Here is a 20,284-nt window from a genome sequence, read left to right as displayed (position 1 = left end):
CCGCCCGCGAAGGGGCGGGCGGCCGGACGCCGGTCAGAGCAGCGGCAGCAGGGTCTGGTTGTAGGAGGCGAGCAGGATCATCGCCTCCAGCCCGCCCAGGGCACCGGCGGCCACGTCGACGCGGGCCTGGTGCCCCGGCCGGTTCAGGTCGATGCGCACCATCGCCTCCGGCAGCCAGGCCGTGGTGAATCGGCAGGTGAACCGCTCCCCGGCACCGTCGGGGAAGGGGAAGGTGCCGAGCGGGCTGTCGTCGGCCAGCAGCCCGGGGACAGCGCGAGAGAGCCACTGGGCGGCCTCGCCCCTGGGGGCCGGAGCCTCGGGACGCGCCTCGATCGGGATCAGGTCGGTTGAGGCGAGGTCCGTCAGCACCTTCACGGCGGTGGGCAGGCTCAGGTTGTTCAGCTCGACCCGGTGGGAGCGCCGACCGCCGGGGAACTCAAGCCACTGGCCCGTGGTCTGCGTCGTGTCGTCGCCGAACCGGGTGGCGTGCCACAGCGGCTGACCCGGCCCGTTGTGGCTGCTGGTACGGGCCGCGAGCGGCAGCAGGCGCGCGGTCAGCCGCTCGTGCTGCTCGTTCGCGGCGGTGGTCTTCTCGATCTCTTCGGTGGTGACCTCGGTGGTCAGCAGCATGGCGCGCTCCTTGGGGGTGGCGGGTTGAGACGGTCGGGCCGCCCGGCCCTTCCGACATGAAAAACAATACCACATTAAACGTGCTCATGTCGAGATGGCGCACCTCCGGAGCGTCGTCCCCGCGCAGGCGCTGGGCGGGTGTCCCGCCGGCGCCGACCGGGCGGCAGGCGCGAAGCCTCGGCCCGGTCGGCGGTCGGTTCAGCTGGCGGGGTTGAACAGCTCGACGGAGCGCGACAGCGACCACTGGCCGCCGCCGCCCGAGAGGCACGCGATGTCGGGAGAGGATGCGTACAGGTTGTAGGACCCGGAGGGGATGCCGGCGGGGAAGGCGTCGGCGAGCCACTGGCGCCCGTACTCCTCCGTCCACGCGGTCCACACCAGGTAGTCCTGCGGGTTCGGCGCGCCGGTGACGACGGTCTCGTGGCTGGTCATCAGCCGGGTCTCGGTCCAGGGCTCCCCGAACGGCGCGGGCAGGTAGATCGAGAAGTGGACGCGGCGCGGGCCGTTCAGGAACTCCCGCAGCATCCGGGCGTTGTCGTCGTCCGCCGGGAGCGCCCCGCGGGTGACGGTGCGGATGATCCCGTCCGCCTTGTCGGGTACGGCGCTGTAGAGGGTGCCGTGCCCGTAGCCGGGGCCGACGGGCTTGCCGATGCGGTAGCCGTGGACGCTGGTCGCGGTCTTGTCGATGGTGGGCCGCTCGTGGTCTCCCACCATCGGGGGGTAGTCCCTGGTGAGCGGGTACTTGGTGCGGTCGAGCGTGCTCATGCTGTTCTCCTGGCGGGGTCGTAATGGTGGTCGTGGCCACGGTCCGGCCGTCCGGACGGGCTCCCAGGCGCGGGTGCGGATCGGCCTCCCTGTCCGGTTCGAAGGCGACCGAAGGGCGCTGGGTCCCCGCCCCTCCGCGGGCGGCGTCGGTGAACCGGAGCCCGGGTGGGGTCGGCGCGAGGGGGCACCCCGACTTGCCGATGTAAAAAACATTACCACATGAAACCTGCAAATGCGATGCGTGCCCCCAGGTCGTCCGCCCCAGCGGGGCACCAGGGCGGCGCCAGCCGGGCCGGCGCTGCGCGCCCCGGCCCGGCCAGCACTCACACGGGTTGTGCACCGCCCGCGCTCGCGGCCTCGCTCTCGACGACGTCCAGCACCTGCGGCAGGTCCGCCGTCAGGCCCTCCAGCCCTCGCGCCGACTGGTTCTCGGCGGTCAGGATCCGGTGGTGGCCCACCGCCTCTCCCTCTGCGTTCAGCCGGTAGCGCCACACCTCCGTGCCCCAGTAGTGCTTCGGCTGGTACTCGCCCCCGCCATCCGGGTCGATGATCACCAGCTCCGAGCCGTCCGCGAGCGCCACCCGCACACCGTCCCCGCTCGGGCACGGCCCCGACGGGATGCCCCGAGCGGTGAGGGCCTCCCGGATCCGGGCGCCGACGGTCGTGGTGCGCCGATGCCGGCTGACCGCCACCAGCGCCCCCACGGCGGCCACGCACCGGGCGGTGTCCTTCCATGGGCCATTACTCCGCGACCCGTCATAGACCACGGCGTCCGGTACGCCGCGTTCGTCCCTGCTGTAGCGGCTGAGCACCGCCACCCACCCGGCGTGGTCGCTCACCGAATGCCCCAGCGTGCGGGCCTTGCCCGTGATCCGAATCTGACCACCCGTCACGCCGACCGTGATCGTCGGCACGTGATCGATGTGGCACAGATCCGGGTGGTATTCCGCCTCCTGCAAGGCGCGGTACAGGTGGTAACCGGCCCCGGGCGGACCGCCGAGCATCCACGCGCTGTACCGGTCGCGTCCCTCGGCAGCAGCATCGACCGGCACCAGCTCGGCGCCGAGCGTCGCCAGCAGCGACGCCACCCGCTGCGCGCTGCGCCCCGGGGTCGTCGTCCAGGAGCTCGCGAACACGACTTCGCCGCCCTCGGCCTGGACCAGCTGCCACAGCAGCAGGCCCTGGTCCAGCGCCAGGTAGAGGGTGTGGTGCTGGTGGTTGACGGTGATCTGGACCTCGGCGGCCGCCTGGCCACCGAGGTCGATGGCGGCGGCGGGGATCCGGCGCTCGGTCAGGTGGTCGGCGAGCCACTTGGCGCGCTGGCCGTCGGGTAGGGATGCAATGGGCATGACGGTGCTCCTGTTCGTTGGGGGGTGCGGGATCGTGGGGGTCTGGCCGGGGCGGCGGCGGGCACCGCCCCGGTAGGCGGACGGGCGGTCAGGACCGGCGGGCCAGAAGGACGTTCACCTGGTCCGTGTCGGCGAACTCGTATCCGAGCGGGGCCAGGGTGAGGCGGGCGGTCTCCAGGGCGGGCGTCCAGGGGCCGGTGACGACGGTGACCACCACCCATTCCGGCCGCCCGCACGGCCTGCCGTCCTCGGTCAGGACGGTCGTGACGTCCGTGGGGTGGTTCTCGTCGGCGGGCGCCAGCCCGACGGCCTTCAAGTGGTCGGACACCCTGAGTGCGCAGTTGCGGCGCATGCTGCTTCGGCCTTCCTCGCGGGGTGAGCCGGGAGGGCCGCCAAGCCCTCCCGACGCGATCATCGATGCCACATGAAACGTGCCGCCGGGCGTGTGGCGATTCCCGGGGCGACGGTCACCCCTACGCGAGGCCCTCGTCCGTCGGCGGGTTGTAGATCGCGATGCGGAAGGTGTAGCCCGTGCCCGCGTGCCGGATCGCCTGGCCGACCCCGGCGCGGCGCATCCGGGTCACGAGCCGCATCGCATCGTGGTAGCCGACGCCCTTGTGGGTCAGGACCCAGCTGGCGGCCATCGCGGCGGCGTACGGGGTCCTGAACGGCTTCTGGCTCTTCGTGACGCCTGTGGGGCGAGTGCGAAGGAGCTGGTACAGCATGGGCTCTCCGGTCTGCTCGAAGCGGATTGAACGAGGCGGCCACCCGGCCCGTTCCGACATCACAAACTATACCACATGAAACCTGCCGAGTGGGGTGGTCTCCGCACCGGGAATCCCGGCCCCCTCGGGGGGGGGGGGGGGGGGCTGCGGAAGGGGCGCCGGGTGGCGGCCCACTGTTCGAGCCGCGCTATTCTGGACTTCCGCTCCTTTTTCAAGTGGTAGATGAATCGAACAGGCTCTTCTGCGGTTGATGGGTGCGGGTTGAGCGGGCGGGTAGTCGTGCACCTCGTCCAGACTCCCCCTCGGGGGACCGTCCTTCGGGACGGGCGGCTGCCCGCTCGTACCCCTATTCAGATCCTGGCGTCTGCGTGAACTCGACCGCTCACCAGGACTGTTGGGCTCCGGCGATCACCTCCAACCAGACGCGCTCCCGGCCGGCGGGCGGCTCCCTACCGGCCCGCGGGGGATGATCCGCACCGGGAGCGGGAGCCCGTAGTGGCGGGCCAGCGCGGTGACCGCCTCCGCGCCGCCCTCCACTCGGTCCGGGGCGACCGGCCTCCCGCGGTCGTCCAGCACCTTGTAACTGCCCAGCGGGTAGTGCGAGACGTAGCGCAGGATGCCTCGTGCCCCCTTGTGGTCGGGGAACTCCACCGAGCTGGTGAACGCGTTCGGCGGCCCGACGCGGCGGATGACGGCCTCGGTGCGCGGCTGAGCGCCACCGCCTGCGGGGGCGGGCCGCTCGCCGGCGGCCGGATTGGCGGGCACGGCGGCGGAGTGCGCGGCCAGAGTCGGGCCGGTGACGTGCTCGGCGCCGGGGACAACGAGGGGCTGCATGGTGTCGGTCCTCCAGGGACTTCGGTGGGGACAGCGCCCGGGCGCAGCTCGGTGCTGCGCCCGGGGGACGGGGTGTCAGGGGCGGGTGTCGCAGGCCGGGGTCAGGCGGCCTCCGCCGGCCTCGAACCGCTCGGCGTAGCGGGTAGCGAGGATGTGTGCCGCGCGGGCGCAGCTCGCGTAGAAGGAGCGGTGCTCGTCGAACTCGGCGGCGACCGTGGCGGCCCGGATCGCCTCGGCGGCCTCGGCGACCTCCCGCATGTCTGCGGCCGGTGCGGCGCTGGTACCGTCCTCGACCCCGGCCAGCACCTCCAGGGCCCGGGTCGCGCGGTCGGGGAGAGCCGGGCGGCGGGAGAGGCTCGCCAGTTCGTCGCCGATCTCGCCCCCCATGAGCCGCCGGGCCTCGGCCTCCTGCGGATCGCGGTGGCGGAAGGGGAGCGGCGGGAAGGCGGCCGCCGTCTCGGCGGCGGGCCGCACGAACCGCGGCACCTTCCTGACGGCCATGCTCGTCCCCGGGCCGGCATCGTCCAGCTCGGCCAGGTAGAGCCGCTCCCCGTAGGGCTCCGGCTCCACCACCCGGCGGAGCACACGCAGCGGCCTGCCCCACGACGCCCCGTACCGGTATTCGTTGGCCAGGCGGACGACGTCGCCCACCTCCGGCTGCTCCCCCTCGCCAGCCAGGGTCCAGCCCTCGGGGGCTGCGGTGCGCTCCTCGGCCTCGCGGGCCGCCTTGGTGCGCTGGTCGATCACCTGCACCACCCGGTCCACGGCCTCCCACCGGGTGGTCTCGCTCCCCGCGAGCGCGGCACCGTCGAGCTCGACCACCCAACTCCGCACGACCTTGCGGACGGTGGCGCGCGGGGCGCCGTCGACGGCCAACGGGTACCGGCCCTCGTCGTCGCGCTTGCCGATCACGGTGCGGGCAAGGCGGGCCCGGCGCTGCTCCTCCTCGGCTACCCGGCTCCGGGCCTTGGCGGCTTCGTGCTTCCGGCGGGTGACCTCCTGAGTCAGGGCGCCGCGCCGGCTACCGATGCTGGAGAGGGTGGGCATCCGCTCCTCGCGCGGGAGGCCGGGGAGCTGCTGGTCCTGGTAGGCGTTCAGGGCGTCGGCCTCGGCGGTGAGCTCCTGGTCGGTCATCCGGGCCGGACTGGCGGTCCCGATCGGTGCGGGCGCGGTGGTGGTGGGTGTTGCGGACATGGGTGGTCGACTCCTGTCGGATGAGGGTGTGCGGTGGCGCGGCGGGGCCTGGCGGCGGGGCGCGGGGGCCGGAGGTTGCTCCGGCCCCCGACGGAGGGTCAGGCGGCCGGGCGGAAGCCGATCGGGACGGGGGTGATCGACTCGCGGCGCACGCAGTAGAGCTTCTTCTCGTCGGCGACCTTGGTCAGCCGGTAGCGGGGCTCGTCCTCGCCGAACCGGGAGCAGCGCGGGCAGTCGGAGCAGAGCTGCGCCCGGTACAGGCCGTGCTTGGCGGCCTGGCTGCCGTGGTAGTCGACGAGCGCCCCCGGCTTCACCGGGCCCGGCTCCTCGATCTTCTCGGCCTCGGGCTCGGCGGCCTCGGCGTCGCCCGGGCAGGGCTGCTGCTCCTGGGGCTCCGGGCGCACAGTGGGCCCCAGGTTGACCCAGCCCGCCGCCCAGCTCGGGGTGTCGTACGCGGCGCTGACCCAGTTGTTGCCGGGGTCGGCGGGGGTGTCGAAGCCGAACGCCACGGGGTCGCCGGTGACCGGGTCGGGGGCGACGTACAGGCACCGGAAGATCAGCACCTGGGCGGCGGACTGCCCCGGCTGGCCGATGACGTAGGTGGTGCCCGGGACGAAGAACGAAGGCGCGGACGGCAGCTTCACGGTGGCTCCTTGGTCGGGAAGAGCGGGTTGAATCGGGCGGACCGCCAGGCCCTCCGACAAGAAAAACTATACCACACTGAACCTGCAATCGGGGGCGAGTGAGGCCCTGGGGGTGTGACCTCAAGTTCGCCCCCGGCGGGCGATGGCAGTATTTCCGGGCCTGATGACTGATGAGCCAGAAGTGGTCTAGGCCAAATCCCGGGACATGATTGTCATGCGCGCGTCGCAAGTGATGACCCCGCGTCACCGGTTGCGCCGCCCCGGGGGCCAGGGTGCGGAATTGACGCTCCGGAATTCGGCAATTCCGGGCTGAATTCCCCTCGGAATTACGGTGCCGTGCCCGTGTCCGGCCGGGCGGACCGGTGCCCGAAGTAGCTGGCGGGCAGGACGGTCAGCAGGGGCCTGCTGCCCGGTGCGGCATCCTCCGGGGCGTCCCACTCGTCGCTGCCCGGGGCGGCGAGCGTCACCAAGTCGACTCCGCCGAAACGGAATTGGGGTCCGACGAACCGGGACGGCCAGACCGTCCACGCGCACCACGACTCGTCGGCCGCCTTGTGGGCATAGGCCAGGATGCTGCCCGTCAGATCGTCGGCGGTCACCGGAAGGGCATCGGCCGCCCGCCAGTGCTGCGCCTGCCGGGTGCCGTCCGCCGTCCGGATCGGGCTGGTGCGAACCGCGGAGCGGACGTCGGCGAGGGTGAGCGGGTGGTGGTACGTCCCGGCCGGCGCCCTGCCTTCCGACAGCCAGCGCTGGAAGGCGAACGAACCGCCCCGCCACCTCCATTCGAGGTGGAACCGGCCGCTACCGCGGGCGGTGTCGCCGGAGAGTGTCATCACGAAGCCGTCGCCGTCGTTGTCGGGGCTGGCCGGTGCCCATGCGACCGACGCCGACCAGCCGTGCTTGCGGGCGTAGGCGGCGACCTCGGCGATGTGCTTCGGGGCGGCGGGCGCGGCGGGGATGGTGATGGCGAGCAAGGGGGCTCCTAGGTGGTGTGAACCGTGTGTCGGGAGGGGGGTGGGGTGCCATCCCGTCCCCCTTCCGACATGAAGAACTATACCACATGAAACCTGCAATGGTGGTGTCCGCTCCCTTCCCTCGGGGGTGCGCTCCCGCCTATGCGCGAACGGCGGGCAGTACGGTGAGCATCGGCTCGCTCCCCGGGACGGCGTCCCTGGGCCACCACCCCGGCCGCGCCCAGCCTGCTGAGGCGGACGTGACCAGGCAGTCGAGGCCGAGGAACGCGCCGCCGGTGAACCGGGACGGCCACACCGATTGGGAGATCCCCGTCCTGTCCGCGATGCGCCGGACCTCGGCCAGCACTGCGGGCGTCAGCTCCTCCACGGTCGGTGGCAGGACGCCCTCGGTGGTCCAGTCGCGCGGCCAGTCGACCGGCTCTCCCCCCACCGGGTAGACGGGGTTGTTGCGCACCGCGCTCTCGACGTCGGCTCGCTCGACCGGGGACCGCTGGTACTCCTGGCCGGGGTACCGGCCCCGGGAGTAGTGCGGCTGGTAGAGGTAGCCGCGGCCGTTGCGGTTGAGCCAAACCAGCCGGAAGCCGGCGGCCCCGCGCAGCGGCTCCGCCGTGAGGGTCACGATGAACTGGGGGCCGGTGTTCGTGGGCCCGGCCGGCTCCCACGCCACGGTGCACTCCCAGCCGTAGCGGCGGGCCTGGGCGGCCGTCTCGGCCACCTTCTTCGGCGTCCTGGGCTGAACGGTGGTGGGCATGTCTGGTCTCCGTCTCGGGGAGTGCTGTGTGGAAGGGGAGCGGGCCGGGCGCCGCGCGGCGCCCCGGCGCCTGGGGTTCGGTCGTGTCGGCGGGCAGCAGCAGCTGCTGCCCTCCGACACGATGGCGGCCACGGTCGGCCCCGCGTTGGGGCGCCTGCGGCCGGGCCCGCGGACGAAGCGGTCCGCGGGCCCGGAGCGTTACGGCCGGTCCGGCTCCACCGCGCGGTAGGTGATCCGGAAGCCGGTCAGCGTGTGCACGGTGACCTTGCGCCCGTGGTCCTCCCGCTGCACTCGGGCGCCCTCGCGCATGTACCGGGCTACCTCGAACACGGCCAGCACGGTGCTGATCCGGCGGCTGGGCTCGGGGATGCCGTTGCCGGTCACCGACGTGCTCAGGCGTAGCGGTCGGACCTCCAGGTCGTCCTCGATCACGCGCAGCGCCGCCCGGGCCCCTTCGTTGAACGCCTGGTGCAGCACCCCGTACTGGTTCTTGTCGTCGGCCATGCGAACCCCGGGGACGGGGGCCATGCGGGCCAGTGCCGCGGCGGCGTGGGAGCGCCCTTCGGCCGTCAGGAACGTGCGGCGCTCCCGGCCCTGGCCGTGGTGGACGGCGAGATCGCGGGCGACCAGGGCGTTGCGGGTCGGCCGCTGGTCGAACACCTCGCCCTCGACGTCGGCGAGTGCCTCGATCGCGGCGGTGTCCATGCGCGGGCTGGTCTTGAGAGTGGTCACGGTGATGGCCTTCCGGGCTGGTCGGGACGGTCGGAGGGTGGGGCGCAGCGCGGCCGGTGGGGCCGCGCTGCGCCCCGGCGGCTCAGGGCCGGGTGGTGTCGGCGGGCAGCGCGCGCCAGCGCGGGCGGCCGAGCTCGCGGAACGCCTTGCGGCAGCCGGGGCAGACGCGCACGGGGCGGCGGCGTGCCAGGCGGCCGAGCCTGCGGGACTTGGGGCTGCCCTTCGGGCGGTGGGGGGCGTAGGAGCGGTCGTTGGCGAACCATTCGCGATGCATCTCCAGCAGCCCGGCGAACCCTCCGCCGTCCACCTCCTCGCGGACCCAGTAGATGTCGACGAAGTTGCCGCACAGGGCCGGGGCGCGGGTTCCCGGGCCGGGGTAGCTGTAGCGGGGCGGCAGGGCGTGGTCCCACTTGCCGCTGCGGCTGTAGTGGAGCTTGGGGGTGCTCTCGGGCACGGTGGTCCTCTCGGTGGAGCGGGTTGAGACGGTCGGGCCGCCCGGCCCTTCCGACATGAGAAACAATACCACATAGAACGTACTCTCGGGGGTGTGCGGAACTCTTCTCTGCGCCACGCGGTGCCGCGGTGGCGCCGTCGGGGGCGGGTCGGGCGCGCCCCCGACGGCGAGTGCTCAGCTCTCCCGGACGACCAGGACGGGCGTCGGCAGACCGTAGTGGTGGGCGAGCAGGGTGATCGACTGCCTTCGGTCGGCGTCGCCCACCTGGACGTCGACCCACCGGTGGTCGACCACCTTGTACTGGGCGCTGGCGTAGGTCGAGCGCAGGGAAACGTACCCGCCGGCCCCGGGGTGGCCGTCGAACGTGACCGACCAGCTGGTCGGCTCGGGCTCGAACTCGGCCGACCCGGACCTGCGCGGCCTGGCTGTGGTCTGCGGCCGCGCGGGCTCGGGAACCCGGACAACGGTCTGGGGGGAACCGGGGAGGACGATCTCCAGCCCGTGCGCGGCCAGGTGCGCCCGGTCGGCGCGGATCGCTTCGTCCCACCGGTCCCGGGCCGCTCCGGCCCGGCCGGGGCGCAGGTAGTGGCGGCCGTCCTGGATGCGCTGCACGGCCACGCCGTCGTCCCACGCTGCCAGGTGCCAACCGTCGGCGCCCTCGTCGGCCGGCGCGCGCTCGCGCAGCGCCATGATCCGGGCGGTCTCGCGCACGTACCAGCGGGGCGCGCCCGGGTGCGCCACGAACGCCTGAGCCGTGCTGCCGCCCCCGCCCGGGGTGGTGGTCTTCGACTTCTGCTCGCCTTCCTCGCTGAACTGGGGGTGTGGGTTGGGCCGGCCGGTTGCCTGCCCCGGCTGGCGGGCGGCCCGTGCTCGGCGACTGGGGCCGGTCACGGGCCGATGCGCCGTCAGGAGCAGGGGAGTTGGGGAAGGGCGCGGGCCAGGAAGGCGGCGGCGGCGGCCTTGACGTCACCGTCGAACCCGGTCTGGAGCAGTTGGAGCGCGGCCGGGCCGTACGTGTCCAGCAGGTAGGGGCCGATGACGAGCTGGTACGAGGCGTCGGGCGACGGGCTCTGGCGGGCGTCGTAGACGTCCCCGCTCGCCAGGGCGTGGATGATGTTGATCCCCGCGCTCCACCCCTCCCGCAGCATGTCGTGCTCGTCCGTCAGCTCCGGGTACAGCTCGGCCAGGTCCTGCTCCGTGGCGTCGGCCGTCACGGCCCCTTCGGCCAGCGCCCGGGCGACGTGGTCGGCGGCCAGCGGGAAGATGCGCATCCAGTGGTTGGCCTCCTCGCCGATCAGCACGGTGAACGGGGGCAGCGTCGGTGCCCCCGCGGTGGCCCAGTTCTCCTTCATCCACCGGCGCACCGAGGCCACCGTCTCGCGCCGGTGCAGCCTGTCGCCCTGGTGGGCGGTCCAGCCCCGTCGGTCGGTGGTCGCCTCGTTCCAGTGGCCCTCGGCCAGGTCGTCGCCGTGGCCGTCGGTGAGCGTCCACTCGATTCGGCTGGTCTTGCCCGGCCTGCGGAGCAGCATCAGGCGGTGGAACGCGCCGTCGATGGTGACCTTGACGGTGACCCGGTCGCTGTCGGCGGTGGCGGGGATGCCGCTCTCGGTGAGCTGGACGGCCAGCTGCTCCGCCTCGGCGGCCGCCTGCATGGCTGCGTACTCGATCATGGGATTGCTGGGCATGGTGGCCCTCTCGGTCGTGGCGGGTCGATCCGGGTGGGCCGCCCGGCCCTCCCGATATGAACAACAATACCACATGAAACATGCCTCCGGTGGGTCGGGCCACCCCTGATTCGCCGACCGGCGGCCCGCCGCCGACACCACCCCGTCGAACGGGCGGTCAGCCGGCCAGCAGGGCTCGGAAGTCGGCGGCCTCGTGCGCGCGCCGCACGTCCGGTGGCAGCGGGTCCAGCGCGGCCACCGACGCCTGCGCGTACTCCGCGGCCCGCAGCGCCAGGCGCAGCGCCTCGCTGATTCCGTCGCGCTCGTACGCCGACGGCTCCGGGGCCGCCGCCAGCTCCGCCCACCCGTCCGCCAGCCGCTGCGCCCGGGCGATGGCCTCCAGCGCGGTCACGGCCGGCTCCGGCCGCTGATAGGTCGCCAGTACCTCCCGGCTCATGTCGATCCAGACGCGGGCCTGGCCGTGCTCCGCGGCGGCCCGAAGCGCCTCGTCGTGCAGGCTCTGGGCGCTGCGCCCGTTGAGCACCACCTGCCAGCGCCCGGTCGGCGTGGGGGCGTGGACGGTGCACCACAGCGGGATCCGCCCGTCGGGGCCGGCCTGGCTGGTGATGCCGTCCGGGACCGGCATGGGGATGTACGGCTGGTCGGGGTCGTCGCCCTCGGGGGCCTCGGCGGCGGCTCGGGCAGCGGCCCGCTCATCGGGCTCATAGGCGAACCCGGTGCGGGTGAGGATGAGGCGGGCGGGGCTCGTGCCGTCGGCGTCCGCGGTGACAAGGGATGAGTGCAGTGCGGCCCCGGGGCGGGCCGCCCGGCAGATCGCGATGAATTCGCCGAGCTCCTCTTCGAGATCCGCGGGCGCTCCGAATGCCCGGTCGGTGGCCTGGATGCCGCAGACCGTCTCCCGGCTCCCGCCGGCGCCCCGGAGGGTGAGCAGCCGGAAGAACTCGGACTGGCTGACCAGCGATCCGGTGAAGCGGTACAGCGGGACGGCGGGCTGGACGCTGATGCCCCCGGCCGCCTGGATGTCGGCTCCCATGGTGGTGGACTCCTTTTGGGGTCGGGCCGCGCGGCCTTGATGCCGCGCGGCCTGGTGGTGGTAGTGGATCGGGGCAGCTGGGCGGTAGGCCTGGCGCTGCTCACAGCTCCATGCCGACCCATTCGCGGTTGGCGATCGCGCGGGCCTCGGGCTCCGTGGCGACGACGTCGAACATGTACGCAGTCAGGTGCGGGTTGCCCGCGATTCGGTCGATGTTCCATACGCCGAACCGGCTGCCCTGCCGGGTGATCATGAGCCCTCGCCCCGGCTGCTTCTTGCTCATGTGGCGGACTACCTCCTCGCCGCGCTTCGGACTGGCGGGCATCTCGCTGAACCGGCCCACGGTTCCTCCCTGTGGCTGCCGCCCGCCGTTGCGATCGGTCGGGGGCGGTGGTGATGGACGACTCGGCGGAGGCCGGGGCGGGGGTTGTCCCCCGCCCCGGCGCTGTGGTCAGGGGCAGGTGACGAGTGGGGCGTGCTCGTGGCACACCGGTACGAGCACGCCGGTCGGGTCGCACAGGACCACTTCGGCGCGGTGGGCGCCCATCCAGGAGCCGTCGAGCCCCCGGTGCCAGGGGCAGAGGTGGACGGTGTCGTCCGCGAGCGTGAGGGCGCCGGGCCCGGTCGCGGCCGGGGCGGCCGGGGCGGCCGGGGCGGCCGGGGTGTACTCGGGAATGCCGAGGCGCAGAGTGTCCGGGTTGCGGAACAGCTCCGCGATGGAGGCGTCGCTGATCGGTTCGGTGGAGGGGCCGCGATGCTGGTTGTACCAGCCGTCGGGGTGCCGCTCCCAGGTGATGCGCCCCTTGGTGACGACGTCTCCCACGGTGAAGGCAGCGGGGATGTCCTGCTCCGCCGGGTAGGGAATCGGGGGCAGGCTGGCCGGGTCCACGTGGCGTTCGGCGTCGACGTCGACCAGTGCCCTGCCGCTCACGGTCACGGTGAACGGGAACTGCCAGTACAGCGGCGGCAGCGGCGGGTGGTAGCCGTGGCGGCTGGGCCGCAGGACGAGGCTCGTCCACCGGTACATCCCTGCCCCGATGCTCTCGATCGCGAGGGTGACGGACTGCTCGCCCTCCTGGGCGAGCCTGACGTCGCCGGGGCGCAGGTCGCGCAGGCGCACGACCGCGAGACCTCCCGGGCGGACGACGGCGCCGCGCTCGGCCGGGGTCCGGGCGGCGGTGGCACCGCTCTTCCCCGCCGGGACAGCTCGTCCCTCGGATGCTGCGTCGATCATGGGTTCTCCCTGGAGATGGTGCGGGTTGAAGAGGCGGGCCGCCCGGCCCGCCGACAGGAAAAACTATACCACACTAAACATGCCACTGAGGGTGTCGGACCCCTCAGGCCTCCGGTCCCACCCGCTGCGCCCCGTGGTTCGAGGGCGCAGCGGATGGGGGCTACCGCTTGGGGCGGATGCCGCGCTCATCCAGCCATCGGCGCACGTACCGTGCGGCGTCGGCCGGGTCGCTGCTGGGCCAGTGCCCGGAAGCCAGGTCCCCGTCGGGGGCGTCGTGGGTCCAGACAAGTTCGCCGTCCAGACCGACGGTCAGCCAGTGCGGCTCGGCCTCGGGCGACTCCAGTACGACGGCGACGGCGTACAGGCGGTAGCCGGTGCTCACCACCTCGGCCGGGATGCCGTCCGTCGTCAGCGCGGCGGCGATCGCGCACGCCGGGCCCCGGTGCCGGTCGTAGTCCGCGTGGACCGCCCACGCGCTGGGCGGGCCGTCCACCGTGGCGCGCAGCAGGCTGGGGAGACGGTGGCCGGCCTGCTCGACGGTCAGCACGGTGACCCTGCGGCGGGGTCCGTCCGGGCCGAGCGGGGTGATCTCGCGGGTGGTCACCTCGCAGACCCTGGCGCCGGTCACGAACGGGCCGGGGAACGTGCTCTGCGGTGACCCGTAGGGATCGGTGGGGCCGGTGTAGGTGCTGGGCTTCTCGGTCATGCTCGTTGCCTCTCGGGGGCTCGGTCAGGGCTGGGGCGTGGGGCCCCGCTGCACCCGGGAAGTGGCCCGGGGCGCAGTGGGGTGAGGTGGTCGGCCGGCTCGGCCTGGATGGTGCGGGCTGAGCCGGGAGGGCCCGCCCGAACCCTCCCGACATGAAAAGCTATGCCACATGAAACCCGCTTCCGGGGGGAGGGGTACCCGCCCCCCGGAGGCGTCAGGCCAGGTGCAGCAGATCGTCCGAATCCAGTAGCGAACCCGTACCCACCGCGTCCGCGCCCGAGGCGAACAGCACCGGCTGAACGGTCCTCACCTTCCCGAACGCCTCGGGCCGCATCCTCGCCCAGGTGGGCGTCCCGCCGCCGCCTACGGCCCGTCGCCTCGGGACTGACGGCGCCGGAGCGGACTCCAGCACCATGGCGAACGCCTCGACCGGCGCCCGGTCGACCGCCGCCGTGCCGCCCGTCCTCGCTGCCTCCGTGGCCGGAGACGGGGGCTGTCGCGCGGGTGTCGGAACCCCGGCCGGGGCGGCGTGCTCGGCGAAGAGGGCGCGAGCCTCGGCCTCGGACCGGCGCCACGCAATCGCCCGGCTGCGCCCCGGCTCCTCCAGCTCGTTCCAGTCGGAGCATGCGCAGGTGACCCTGAACAGCCCGACCTTGCCGCCCGCGATGGCCTCGCTCACCCGGCCTCGGTGGCCGTGCTCCTCGACCTCCACCCGGACCAGCGCGTCGACGGCTTCCCGGGTGACGATCCGCAGCCGGTTGCAGGTCTCGGTGAACGTGGAGCCGTCGACCTCGCTGATCAGCTCGGCCAGCCAGGCGCCGAGCTGGTGGACCCTCACCACCCGGCGGGCGTGGGTCTGCTCGAAGAAGTCCTGGACCGCCAGGCCGCCGGGCCGGACCGTGCGGCCGGTGGAGTCCACCGGCAGATGACACGCCTCCACCCCGGCCCTCAACTGGACCTGCACCTGGTCGACGACCTCGCCCACCCCCTGGTGGCCGGGCTCAATGCTGTCCGCGATCTCGAACGTCATCTGTTCCTGCACGGTGGGCTTCTCCCTGTGGTCTCGGGTTGAGCCGGAGGGCCCGCCCGGGCCCTTCCGACAAGAAAAACTATACCACATGAAACCTGCCTCTGGGGGCAGGGGTCACCCTGCCCCCAGAAGCCTCAGACCAGGTGGGGCGGCTCACCCGGGGCCGACGGCGAACCCGCACCCGCCGACCGCTGCGCCGCAACCGACGGCACCGGGGTGGACTCCAGCACCGTGGCGAACGCCTCGGCCGGCTCCGACCGCGCCTCCTCGGCGGCGGCCCGGAACGCCTCGGCGGCCTCGGCAGCGGTGCGGCCCGGAGCGCAGCCCCACACGTGCACAAGCTGACGGCGCAGGTAGCGCTGCCGGTCCTCGTCCGCTCCCTCCGGGAAGTCCAGCCGGCCCCCGTGCAGGTGCTCCGACAGCATCACCAGAGCCAGCGCGCGGGCCTCGCCGATCGCGGGCCAGTCGTACTCCCGCCGGCTGCTCTGACGCCCGTAGCCGCCCGCCACGTCGAACGCCCCCAGCATCGACGCGTGCAGCGTCACCGTGCGCCCGGCGCTCGCGAACCGCGTCCTCCCCTGGAACAGCCCCACCTGCTCGATGTGCCCCGCCGCCCACCGCAGCAGCCACTGCGCGGTCGCGGGGAGAAGCTCGCTCTCCTGGTCGTAGCGGAAGGACCGGCCGGGCTTCGGGTGACCGGGCAGCAGGCGCGGCGTGTTCAGGCGGTGGGACATGGACGTACCTCTCTGTAGGACGGGCGGGGAAGGTGGACGGGCCTGGCCGGGGGCCGTGCTGCGCCCGGCATCGGCCGGGCGCAGCACGGGCAGGCAGGCGGGCCCGCGAATCGGGGCGGGGCAGCTGGTCAGCTGTACCGGCCGTACCAGTAGCCGGACGGGTGGCGGCGGCTCACGGTCAGCTCAATCCGGGTGCCGTCGGGCAGCGCCGTTTGTACGCGGGCACCGGCACGGAAGGTCGAGATCACGACCCCCGGGGTCGGCGACCCGCTGAGTTCGACCGCGATCGTGCTTCCCGTCACCAGACCGAGGAAGTCCGGCGTACCGACGTTGGCGACCGTGCGCCACCACGCGGCCTTCTCTCGCACACCACCGGACGGGGTCGGTGCCATCGGCTCGAACCGGTCGCCCGGCCGGAAGTCGATTCCGGCCGCGACGTCATCGGCGGTCGGGCTGTGCAGGTGACCGGCGTCGAAGGCGACGGGGACGCTGGACGCGGGGAAACTGGCGGCGGTGTTCATGATCGGACCTCACAGGGGTTAGGACGGGCGGGGAAGGTGGGCGGGCCTGGCCGGAGGCCGTGCGGCGCCCGGTACCAGCCGGGCGCCGCACGGGCAGGGCATCAGGCGCGCGGGGCGGCGGGGTCGGAGGCGAACGCGGGGACCGGGGCGCACAGTCGGCCGATGACGCCGGGCAAGGGCTGGGGCTCACCGGGCCGGACGGCCTGGGCGCGGCGCATCGCGCCGAGCAGGCGGGCCATCAGGTTCCAGCGCTCCGCCGGGCACTCGGTGGCCGGACGCTCGTCCGCCTCCAGGAGGTGGCAGTTCCAGCAGGCCTTGCGGACGTCCGCCCAGTCCACGTAGATGATGTCCGCGTCCTGGTGGCCGCCGACGACGTCGAAGATGTCGTGCTGGATCACTGCTGCTCCTCGGTGTTGTGCGGGTTGAGCCGGAGGGCCCGCCCAGGCCCTTCCGACAAGAAAAACTATACCACATGAAACCTGCCACGTGGTGTGTGTCGGCACGCTTCCCGGATCGGGCACAGCCACCCGCCCGGCGTGGCTACCCGCCGCCGAGCCCGGACCGTGACCGACCGCCCCCGGGGCCGCCGGCCTGAGGCAACCGGTCCGCCGGCCCGAGGGGCGGCCCTGGCGGGCCTGCCACCGTCAGGCGTCCAATCGCACGTGCCACCCCCGGAACGTCGCCAGGTGCTCGGCGCGCTGCCCAAGCCAGGCATCGTCCTCCCACTGCTCCCACGACACATGGACCGCGGCCTCGCGCCAGTACCAATCGACTGCCAACTGCTGCGCCTCACGGCGCGCGTCGCGGGGGGTCGCCGCCCAGATGGCAAGAGCGTGCGTGCCCGCGTCCTCGATGCGCAGGACGACCGTGTACCGGTACATGAACAGGGGGATGGCCAGGCCGGTGAAGTCGAGCATGCGGGGCTTGGTGAGCCGGTGGTACAGCTTCACGGCCAGCGCGGACAGCTTGCGGACAGAGGACATGACGGACCCTTTCGGGGACGGGGTCGGGACGTGGTGGGGCGCAGCAGGGAGCGCGCGGGCCGGGGCCCGGGGTGGGGCGGGGTGGGGCGGCCGGGGAAGTTCCTCGGCCGCCCCACCGGGGTTCGGCTACTCCTGGAGCGCGGCGCGGGCCAGGCGGCGGCGGAACTCGGCGCGGACGAGTTCGGCGAAGGTCTCAATCGTGCCGTGCAGCGCCCGGAAGGTGTCCGGCGCGAGCGGGACGGTGTCACCCATGTGGTTGGCCGTGAGCAACACGGGGCCGTGGTACGCCTGGTAGACCTTCCCGAACCGCCGGGCAAGGTAGGTGGCCACGAGGTTCACCGGCTGGCTGTACGCCCCCTCGTCGTCCATCCACATGTCTACGTTGGGGGTGAGCTCCGCGACGTCGACGAGGCGGCATCCGAGCTTCTCGCGCGTGAAGGGCAGGGTGTCGCCCTTGGGGAGCTCGACCACCTCGACTTCGCCCATGACGGTGATCAGCAGGGCGGGGCGGGCCGGAGCGGTGTTCTCGGAGCGGACGGCGATTTCGGACATGGCGGGGTCTCCTCGGAAGTCTGGGGCGGCCTGAGGCCGTGGGAGGGAGCGCAGCGGCCCAGGAAGGGCGGGGGCGGCCGGTGGGCCGCCCCCGCCGGGGCGGCTGGCTCAGGCGGCCAGGGAGAGCGCCAGCGCGCGGAACCGGGGGCTGAGGGCGACGGCCTCGAAGCGGGCGGCCACCTCCGGGTTCTTCGGGCGGTGGGTCTCCAGCAGGGCGAGCACCCGGGCGGGGGCGAACAGCTTGACCGGCATGGTCTTCATCCGGCGGTTCTTGCCGCCCTTGTTGACCCGGGTCGGGCTCTTGGTGGTGAGGCGCTTGCGGGTCTTGCTCATCGCGTCCGCCTTGCCGAGTTTCTTGCTGATCGCGCCCGCGTTCCGGTAGGCGTCGGCCGGGTCGTAACCGGCCCCCGTCATGATCACCGCGACCGGCAGGGGGCGGGCGGTGCGGACGGCGGCGACCGCCTTGGCCTGGCCGCCCTGCGCGCGGACCTCCTGCGCCCGCTCCCGCAGCACGGCCCGGGTGAGGCGGGCCTTGACGGTCCGGGTGGCGGCCTTCATCGGCTTCTTGGTCTCGGCGGTGCGCTTGGTCACTGTCTTGCCTTCCGGTTGGAGCGGGTTGAGCCGGAGGGCCCGCCCGGGCCCTTCCGACAAGAAAAACTATACCACATGAAACCTGCATATGGAGGTATCCGGCAGTGAAGTTCGCCCGGTCGTCCCGGTCCGGCCGGACGGCACCACCACCGCCCGGCCGGACGCTCCGTCAGCGCGCCAGCGCCCGCCGGGACTCCCGCTGTGCCTCCTGCATCGCCTTCAACGCGTCCGCCCCCATTCCCGACTCGGCGTACTCCACTGCCGACAACAGCGACCGCAGCGCACTCCGCGCGGGGAACTTCCGCCGGTCGTACCGGCCGCGCGTCACCCGGCCGAACATCTCACCCGCGAAATCCCGCAGTTCCCGCAGAGCCTCGGCCCCCTCCAAACCACCCCGAAGAATCGCACCGAAGGAAATCCCGGAAAGGCGCTCCGCTGCGCCCTTCTGGATCATCTCCAAAGCCATTCCGACGATTTGAGTTCCGCCGGTGAAAGCAAAGCTGAATTCGGCTTCAATACGTGCGATGTTGGTTCCCATAATCCGCGTCCTTTTCGTTCTCAGGGGTGGAGTTCCAGGGGGCCGGGCGGTCGGACCGCCCGGCCGGTGCCGACTAAGCGGCGAGGCTGACCGGCTGGGGCTCGGCCGGGGTGGCGCTGGCCACCTGGAACAGCTCGCCCTGGGTGAAGTCCTGACTCGGGGCCAGGCGCAGAACGGCGGCGGCAACCGTCGCCTTGGTCACGGACGGCGGCATGTGCTGCGCCACGGCGACGGTGTTCTTCTCGTGGCGCCAGAGCGCGTAGAGATCGGCCTGTCGGGTGCTGCGGGCCGCGTGCAGGTCGGCGCGGGCGGCCTGGTAACGGGCCTCGGACTCCAGGGCCTTGATCACAAGATCCTCGGGATACTGCACGGTCTCTCCTTCGGTGAAAGGCGGGTTGAGCCGGTCGGGCCGCCCGGCCCTTCCGACATTGAAAACAGTACCACATGAAACGTGCATGAGAGGTGTGATCAGTCCCCGAACCTGGGCCGATCGCGCTGGTCCGCCGCTGCGCGCTTCCACGTAGGTACCACCGTAGGTACCACCGCAGGCACCACCGCAGATACGTGCGTAGGTACCACCGTAGGTACCCCGGGCCCTTTCGGGTCGAGTGAACATCTGCGCAGGTCAGATGGGGTGTGAGAGAGCAAGGAAAATCAGACAACCCCCTCTGTCTGCTCCTTCTTCTGGTCTTGGTGGGATGGGTAGGTCTGTGGTTGTGCGGTTGGGCGGCGGTGGTTTGGCCCTGCGGGGCTGTTGTTGTTTTGGGCGTCCGGCTGGGCCGGTCGCGGTGGTGGGGGTGGGGTGGGTGGGGGCTGCGCCGGGCGGTCGTGGCGGCGTGCTCTGTGTGCTGTCCTGGCGGCTGCGCTGGGCTGGTGTGGTGGCTCTGGTGGTGTGGTGGCGTGTTCGGGTGTCGTGGGTGTCTTTCTGGGTGTTGTGGGGGGTGGTGGCCGGCTTCTGGGTGGTGGTCTGTCGGGCGGCGGTCGGCCCGGTGGTGCTGGCCGGGGCGGCGCCCCGGCTGTCGTGGTGGTGCTCCCGTCCCGGGCGGGGGCGGAGCCCCGGCCGTCAGGCCGTCGTGCTGCTGGGCCTGGTGTTGCCCCGGGCCGGGCGGGCCGACAGGGCCGACACCGGGCCTGTCCCGGGGTTGTGGGGCCTGTTGGGCTGCTTGTGGTGCCGTGTGGGGTGTGCGGGCCCGTCCAGGCCCGGGGGAGGGCGCTGGAGGGCCCGTCAGGGCCCGTGCCGTGCCGGGGTGGTGTCATGGTGTTCCCCAGGGCCCCGCCGGGGCCCCCGGGACGGGCTCCGGGTTTCGGTCGGGAATGGGCCGTCACTTCCCCGTCAGGGGAAGGACGAAGAGCCCTTCCAAGAATGCGCGGCACAAAGTTCACCGGCCTCTCGTCCGGGCCGACGGCCCGGACCGGGAGAGCAGCCCAACCAAGAAACCACGGCACAAAATTCACCACGCCCCCGAATACGCCGGAGGCGTATTCCCCCAACCCCCACCCACCCCACCGGCCGTCAGGCCGGTGCACCCCAACCCACCGTGAGGGCGACAGCCCTCACCCCGCGCCTGACGGCGCGTCAGCGCCGCCTGGGCGTCAGCCCAGGGTTAAGCCCCTTTAGGGGCTGT

27 protein-coding genes are annotated in these 20,284 nt (G+C 72.8%); all 27 read right to left on the bottom strand.

Annotated elements, in window-relative coordinates:
- Positions 1-33 precede the first annotated feature (33 nt).
- The 27 genes from ACFXOZ_RS35515 to ACFXOZ_RS35385 all read right to left on the bottom strand — a co-directional run bounded on the left by ACFXOZ_RS35515 (position 34) and on the right by ACFXOZ_RS35385 (position 19,029).
- Positions 34-630: a hypothetical protein gene (locus ACFXOZ_RS35515; RefSeq protein ID WP_380528214.1), complete on the bottom strand. Its 597-nt coding sequence runs from the start codon at positions 628-630 to the stop codon at positions 34-36.
- Between the two features lie 198 nt (positions 631-828).
- On the bottom strand, positions 829-1,395 hold the full coding sequence (locus ACFXOZ_RS35510) for a hypothetical protein (protein WP_380528216.1): 567 nt from the start codon (positions 1,393-1,395) through the stop codon (positions 829-831).
- Between the two features lie 323 nt (positions 1,396-1,718).
- Positions 1,719-2,744 (bottom strand): hypothetical protein, encoded by a 1,026-nt coding sequence (locus ACFXOZ_RS35505; RefSeq protein WP_380528218.1) that lies wholly within the window; start codon positions 2,742-2,744, stop codon positions 1,719-1,721.
- 88 nt (positions 2,745-2,832) lie between these two features.
- Positions 2,833-3,096, bottom strand: a complete 264-nt coding sequence (locus tag ACFXOZ_RS35500; RefSeq protein ID WP_380528219.1) for a hypothetical protein — start codon at positions 3,094-3,096, stop codon at positions 2,833-2,835.
- A gap of 121 nt (positions 3,097-3,217) precedes the next feature.
- Positions 3,218-3,469: a hypothetical protein gene (locus ACFXOZ_RS35495; protein WP_380528221.1), complete on the bottom strand. Its 252-nt coding sequence runs from the start codon at positions 3,467-3,469 to the stop codon at positions 3,218-3,220.
- Positions 3,470-3,877: 408 nt separating this feature from the next.
- Positions 3,878-4,303, bottom strand: coding sequence for a hypothetical protein (locus tag ACFXOZ_RS35490; RefSeq protein WP_380528223.1), 426 nt, complete (start codon positions 4,301-4,303; stop codon positions 3,878-3,880).
- A 75-nt stretch (positions 4,304-4,378) separates the two neighbouring features.
- Positions 4,379-5,497 carry a hypothetical protein gene (locus ACFXOZ_RS35485; protein ID WP_380528224.1) on the bottom strand — a complete coding sequence of 373 codons (1,119 nt, stop codon included), beginning with the start codon at positions 5,495-5,497 and terminating at the stop codon, positions 4,379-4,381.
- A 98-nt stretch (positions 5,498-5,595) separates the two neighbouring features.
- Positions 5,596-6,141 (bottom strand): hypothetical protein, encoded by a 546-nt coding sequence (locus ACFXOZ_RS35480; protein WP_380528226.1) that lies wholly within the window; start codon positions 6,139-6,141, stop codon positions 5,596-5,598.
- Positions 6,142-6,467: 326 nt separating this feature from the next.
- Positions 6,468-7,115, bottom strand: a complete 648-nt coding sequence (locus ACFXOZ_RS35475) for a hypothetical protein (protein WP_380528227.1) — start codon at positions 7,113-7,115, stop codon at positions 6,468-6,470.
- A 139-nt stretch (positions 7,116-7,254) separates the two neighbouring features.
- On the bottom strand, positions 7,255-7,866 hold the full coding sequence (locus ACFXOZ_RS35470) for a hypothetical protein (RefSeq protein WP_380528229.1): 612 nt from the start codon (positions 7,864-7,866) through the stop codon (positions 7,255-7,257).
- A gap of 198 nt (positions 7,867-8,064) precedes the next feature.
- Positions 8,065-8,598 (bottom strand): hypothetical protein, encoded by a 534-nt coding sequence (locus ACFXOZ_RS35465; protein ID WP_380594037.1) that lies wholly within the window; start codon positions 8,596-8,598, stop codon positions 8,065-8,067.
- A gap of 82 nt (positions 8,599-8,680) precedes the next feature.
- Positions 8,681-9,052 (bottom strand): hypothetical protein, encoded by a 372-nt coding sequence (locus ACFXOZ_RS35460; protein WP_380528233.1) that lies wholly within the window; start codon positions 9,050-9,052, stop codon positions 8,681-8,683.
- 174 nt (positions 9,053-9,226) lie between these two features.
- Positions 9,227-9,943 carry a hypothetical protein gene (locus ACFXOZ_RS35455; RefSeq protein WP_380528235.1) on the bottom strand — a complete coding sequence of 239 codons (717 nt, stop codon included), beginning with the start codon at positions 9,941-9,943 and terminating at the stop codon, positions 9,227-9,229.
- A 14-nt stretch (positions 9,944-9,957) separates the two neighbouring features.
- Positions 9,958-10,722 carry a hypothetical protein gene (locus ACFXOZ_RS35450; RefSeq protein WP_380594035.1) on the bottom strand — a complete coding sequence of 255 codons (765 nt, stop codon included), beginning with the start codon at positions 10,720-10,722 and terminating at the stop codon, positions 9,958-9,960.
- A gap of 172 nt (positions 10,723-10,894) precedes the next feature.
- A complete protein-coding gene (locus ACFXOZ_RS35445) occupies positions 10,895-11,770 on the bottom strand; it encodes a hypothetical protein (RefSeq protein ID WP_380528238.1) in 876 nt (291 codons plus the stop codon).
- A gap of 100 nt (positions 11,771-11,870) precedes the next feature.
- A complete protein-coding gene (locus ACFXOZ_RS35440; RefSeq protein WP_380528240.1) occupies positions 11,871-12,053 on the bottom strand; it encodes a hypothetical protein in 183 nt (60 codons plus the stop codon).
- Between the two features lie 168 nt (positions 12,054-12,221).
- A complete protein-coding gene (locus ACFXOZ_RS35435) occupies positions 12,222-13,004 on the bottom strand; it encodes a hypothetical protein (RefSeq protein WP_380594033.1) in 783 nt (260 codons plus the stop codon).
- A 160-nt stretch (positions 13,005-13,164) separates the two neighbouring features.
- Positions 13,165-13,710, bottom strand: coding sequence for a hypothetical protein (locus tag ACFXOZ_RS35430; protein ID WP_380528243.1), 546 nt, complete (start codon positions 13,708-13,710; stop codon positions 13,165-13,167).
- A 214-nt stretch (positions 13,711-13,924) separates the two neighbouring features.
- Entirely contained in the window at positions 13,925-14,752 is an 828-nt protein-coding gene (locus ACFXOZ_RS35425; protein ID WP_380594031.1) for a hypothetical protein, read from the bottom strand.
- 122 nt (positions 14,753-14,874) lie between these two features.
- Positions 14,875-15,474: a DUF6197 family protein gene (locus ACFXOZ_RS35420; RefSeq protein WP_380594029.1), complete on the bottom strand. Its 600-nt coding sequence runs from the start codon at positions 15,472-15,474 to the stop codon at positions 14,875-14,877.
- Between the two features lie 128 nt (positions 15,475-15,602).
- Positions 15,603-15,995, bottom strand: coding sequence for a hypothetical protein (locus ACFXOZ_RS35415; RefSeq protein WP_380528249.1), 393 nt, complete (start codon positions 15,993-15,995; stop codon positions 15,603-15,605).
- Between the two features lie 101 nt (positions 15,996-16,096).
- The gene (locus tag ACFXOZ_RS35410; RefSeq protein ID WP_380528252.1) at positions 16,097-16,393 is read right to left on the bottom strand and encodes a hypothetical protein; all 297 of its coding nucleotides are present in this window, start codon (positions 16,391-16,393) and stop codon (positions 16,097-16,099) included.
- 246 nt (positions 16,394-16,639) lie between these two features.
- Complete coding sequence (locus ACFXOZ_RS35405; RefSeq protein WP_380528254.1) at positions 16,640-16,978, bottom strand: hypothetical protein; 339 nt, start codon at positions 16,976-16,978, stop codon at positions 16,640-16,642.
- A gap of 126 nt (positions 16,979-17,104) precedes the next feature.
- Complete coding sequence (locus ACFXOZ_RS35400; protein ID WP_380528256.1) at positions 17,105-17,530, bottom strand: DUF3846 domain-containing protein; 426 nt, start codon at positions 17,528-17,530, stop codon at positions 17,105-17,107.
- Between the two features lie 108 nt (positions 17,531-17,638).
- Positions 17,639-18,121, bottom strand: coding sequence for a hypothetical protein (locus ACFXOZ_RS35395; RefSeq protein WP_380594027.1), 483 nt, complete (start codon positions 18,119-18,121; stop codon positions 17,639-17,641).
- 169 nt (positions 18,122-18,290) lie between these two features.
- Positions 18,291-18,659, bottom strand: a complete 369-nt coding sequence (locus ACFXOZ_RS35390; RefSeq protein ID WP_380528259.1) for a hypothetical protein — start codon at positions 18,657-18,659, stop codon at positions 18,291-18,293.
- 73 nt (positions 18,660-18,732) lie between these two features.
- Positions 18,733-19,029, bottom strand: coding sequence for a hypothetical protein (locus ACFXOZ_RS35385; RefSeq protein WP_380528261.1), 297 nt, complete (start codon positions 19,027-19,029; stop codon positions 18,733-18,735).
- Positions 19,030-20,284: the final 1,255 nt, after the last annotated feature.

Source organism: Kitasatospora sp. NPDC059160 (assembly GCF_042755465.1).
Lineage (GTDB): Bacteria > Actinomycetota > Actinomycetes > Streptomycetales > Streptomycetaceae > Kitasatospora.
The sequence above is the reverse complement of the archived record's forward strand: the minus strand, read 5'-3'. Positions and strand labels throughout refer to the sequence as shown.

What these genes read in the sequence shown, in the direction of transcription:
- ACFXOZ_RS35450 (WP_380594035.1), bottom strand. Translation starts at nt 10,722, where the DNA reads ATGATCGAGTACGCAGCCATGCAGGCGGCCGCCGAGGCGGAGCAGCTG.
- ACFXOZ_RS35405 (WP_380528254.1), bottom strand. Translation starts at nt 16,978, where the DNA reads ATGTCCTCTGTCCGCAAGCTGTCCGCGCTGGCCGTGAAGCTGTACCAC.
- ACFXOZ_RS35420 (WP_380594029.1), bottom strand. Translation starts at nt 15,474, where the DNA reads ATGTCCCACCGCCTGAACACGCCGCGCCTGCTGCCCGGTCACCCGAAG.
- ACFXOZ_RS35505 (WP_380528218.1), bottom strand. Translation starts at nt 2,744, where the DNA reads ATGCCCATTGCATCCCTACCCGACGGCCAGCGCGCCAAGTGGCTCGCC.
- ACFXOZ_RS35490 (WP_380528223.1), bottom strand. Translation starts at nt 4,303, where the DNA reads ATGCAGCCCCTCGTTGTCCCCGGCGCCGAGCACGTCACCGGCCCGACT.
- ACFXOZ_RS35510 (WP_380528216.1), bottom strand. Translation starts at nt 1,395, where the DNA reads ATGAGCACGCTCGACCGCACCAAGTACCCGCTCACCAGGGACTACCCC.
- ACFXOZ_RS35440 (WP_380528240.1), bottom strand. Translation starts at nt 12,053, where the DNA reads ATGAGCAAGAAGCAGCCGGGGCGAGGGCTCATGATCACCCGGCAGGGC.
- ACFXOZ_RS35435 (WP_380594033.1), bottom strand. Translation starts at nt 13,004, where the DNA reads ATGATCGACGCAGCATCCGAGGGACGAGCTGTCCCGGCGGGGAAGAGC.
- ACFXOZ_RS35390 (WP_380528259.1), bottom strand. Translation starts at nt 18,659, where the DNA reads ATGGGAACCAACATCGCACGTATTGAAGCCGAATTCAGCTTTGCTTTC.
- ACFXOZ_RS35515 (WP_380528214.1), bottom strand. Translation starts at nt 630, where the DNA reads ATGCTGCTGACCACCGAGGTCACCACCGAAGAGATCGAGAAGACCACC.
- ACFXOZ_RS35400 (WP_380528256.1), bottom strand. Translation starts at nt 17,530, where the DNA reads ATGTCCGAAATCGCCGTCCGCTCCGAGAACACCGCTCCGGCCCGCCCC.
- ACFXOZ_RS35430 (WP_380528243.1), bottom strand. Translation starts at nt 13,710, where the DNA reads ATGACCGAGAAGCCCAGCACCTACACCGGCCCCACCGATCCCTACGGG.
- ACFXOZ_RS35500 (WP_380528219.1), bottom strand. Translation starts at nt 3,096, where the DNA reads ATGCGCCGCAACTGCGCACTCAGGGTGTCCGACCACTTGAAGGCCGTC.
- ACFXOZ_RS35415 (WP_380528249.1), bottom strand. Translation starts at nt 15,995, where the DNA reads ATGAACACCGCCGCCAGTTTCCCCGCGTCCAGCGTCCCCGTCGCCTTC.
- ACFXOZ_RS35470 (WP_380528229.1), bottom strand. Translation starts at nt 7,866, where the DNA reads ATGCCCACCACCGTTCAGCCCAGGACGCCGAAGAAGGTGGCCGAGACG.
- ACFXOZ_RS35445 (WP_380528238.1), bottom strand. Translation starts at nt 11,770, where the DNA reads ATGGGAGCCGACATCCAGGCGGCCGGGGGCATCAGCGTCCAGCCCGCC.
- ACFXOZ_RS35495 (WP_380528221.1), bottom strand. Translation starts at nt 3,469, where the DNA reads ATGCTGTACCAGCTCCTTCGCACTCGCCCCACAGGCGTCACGAAGAGC.
- ACFXOZ_RS35485 (WP_380528224.1), bottom strand. Translation starts at nt 5,497, where the DNA reads ATGTCCGCAACACCCACCACCACCGCGCCCGCACCGATCGGGACCGCC.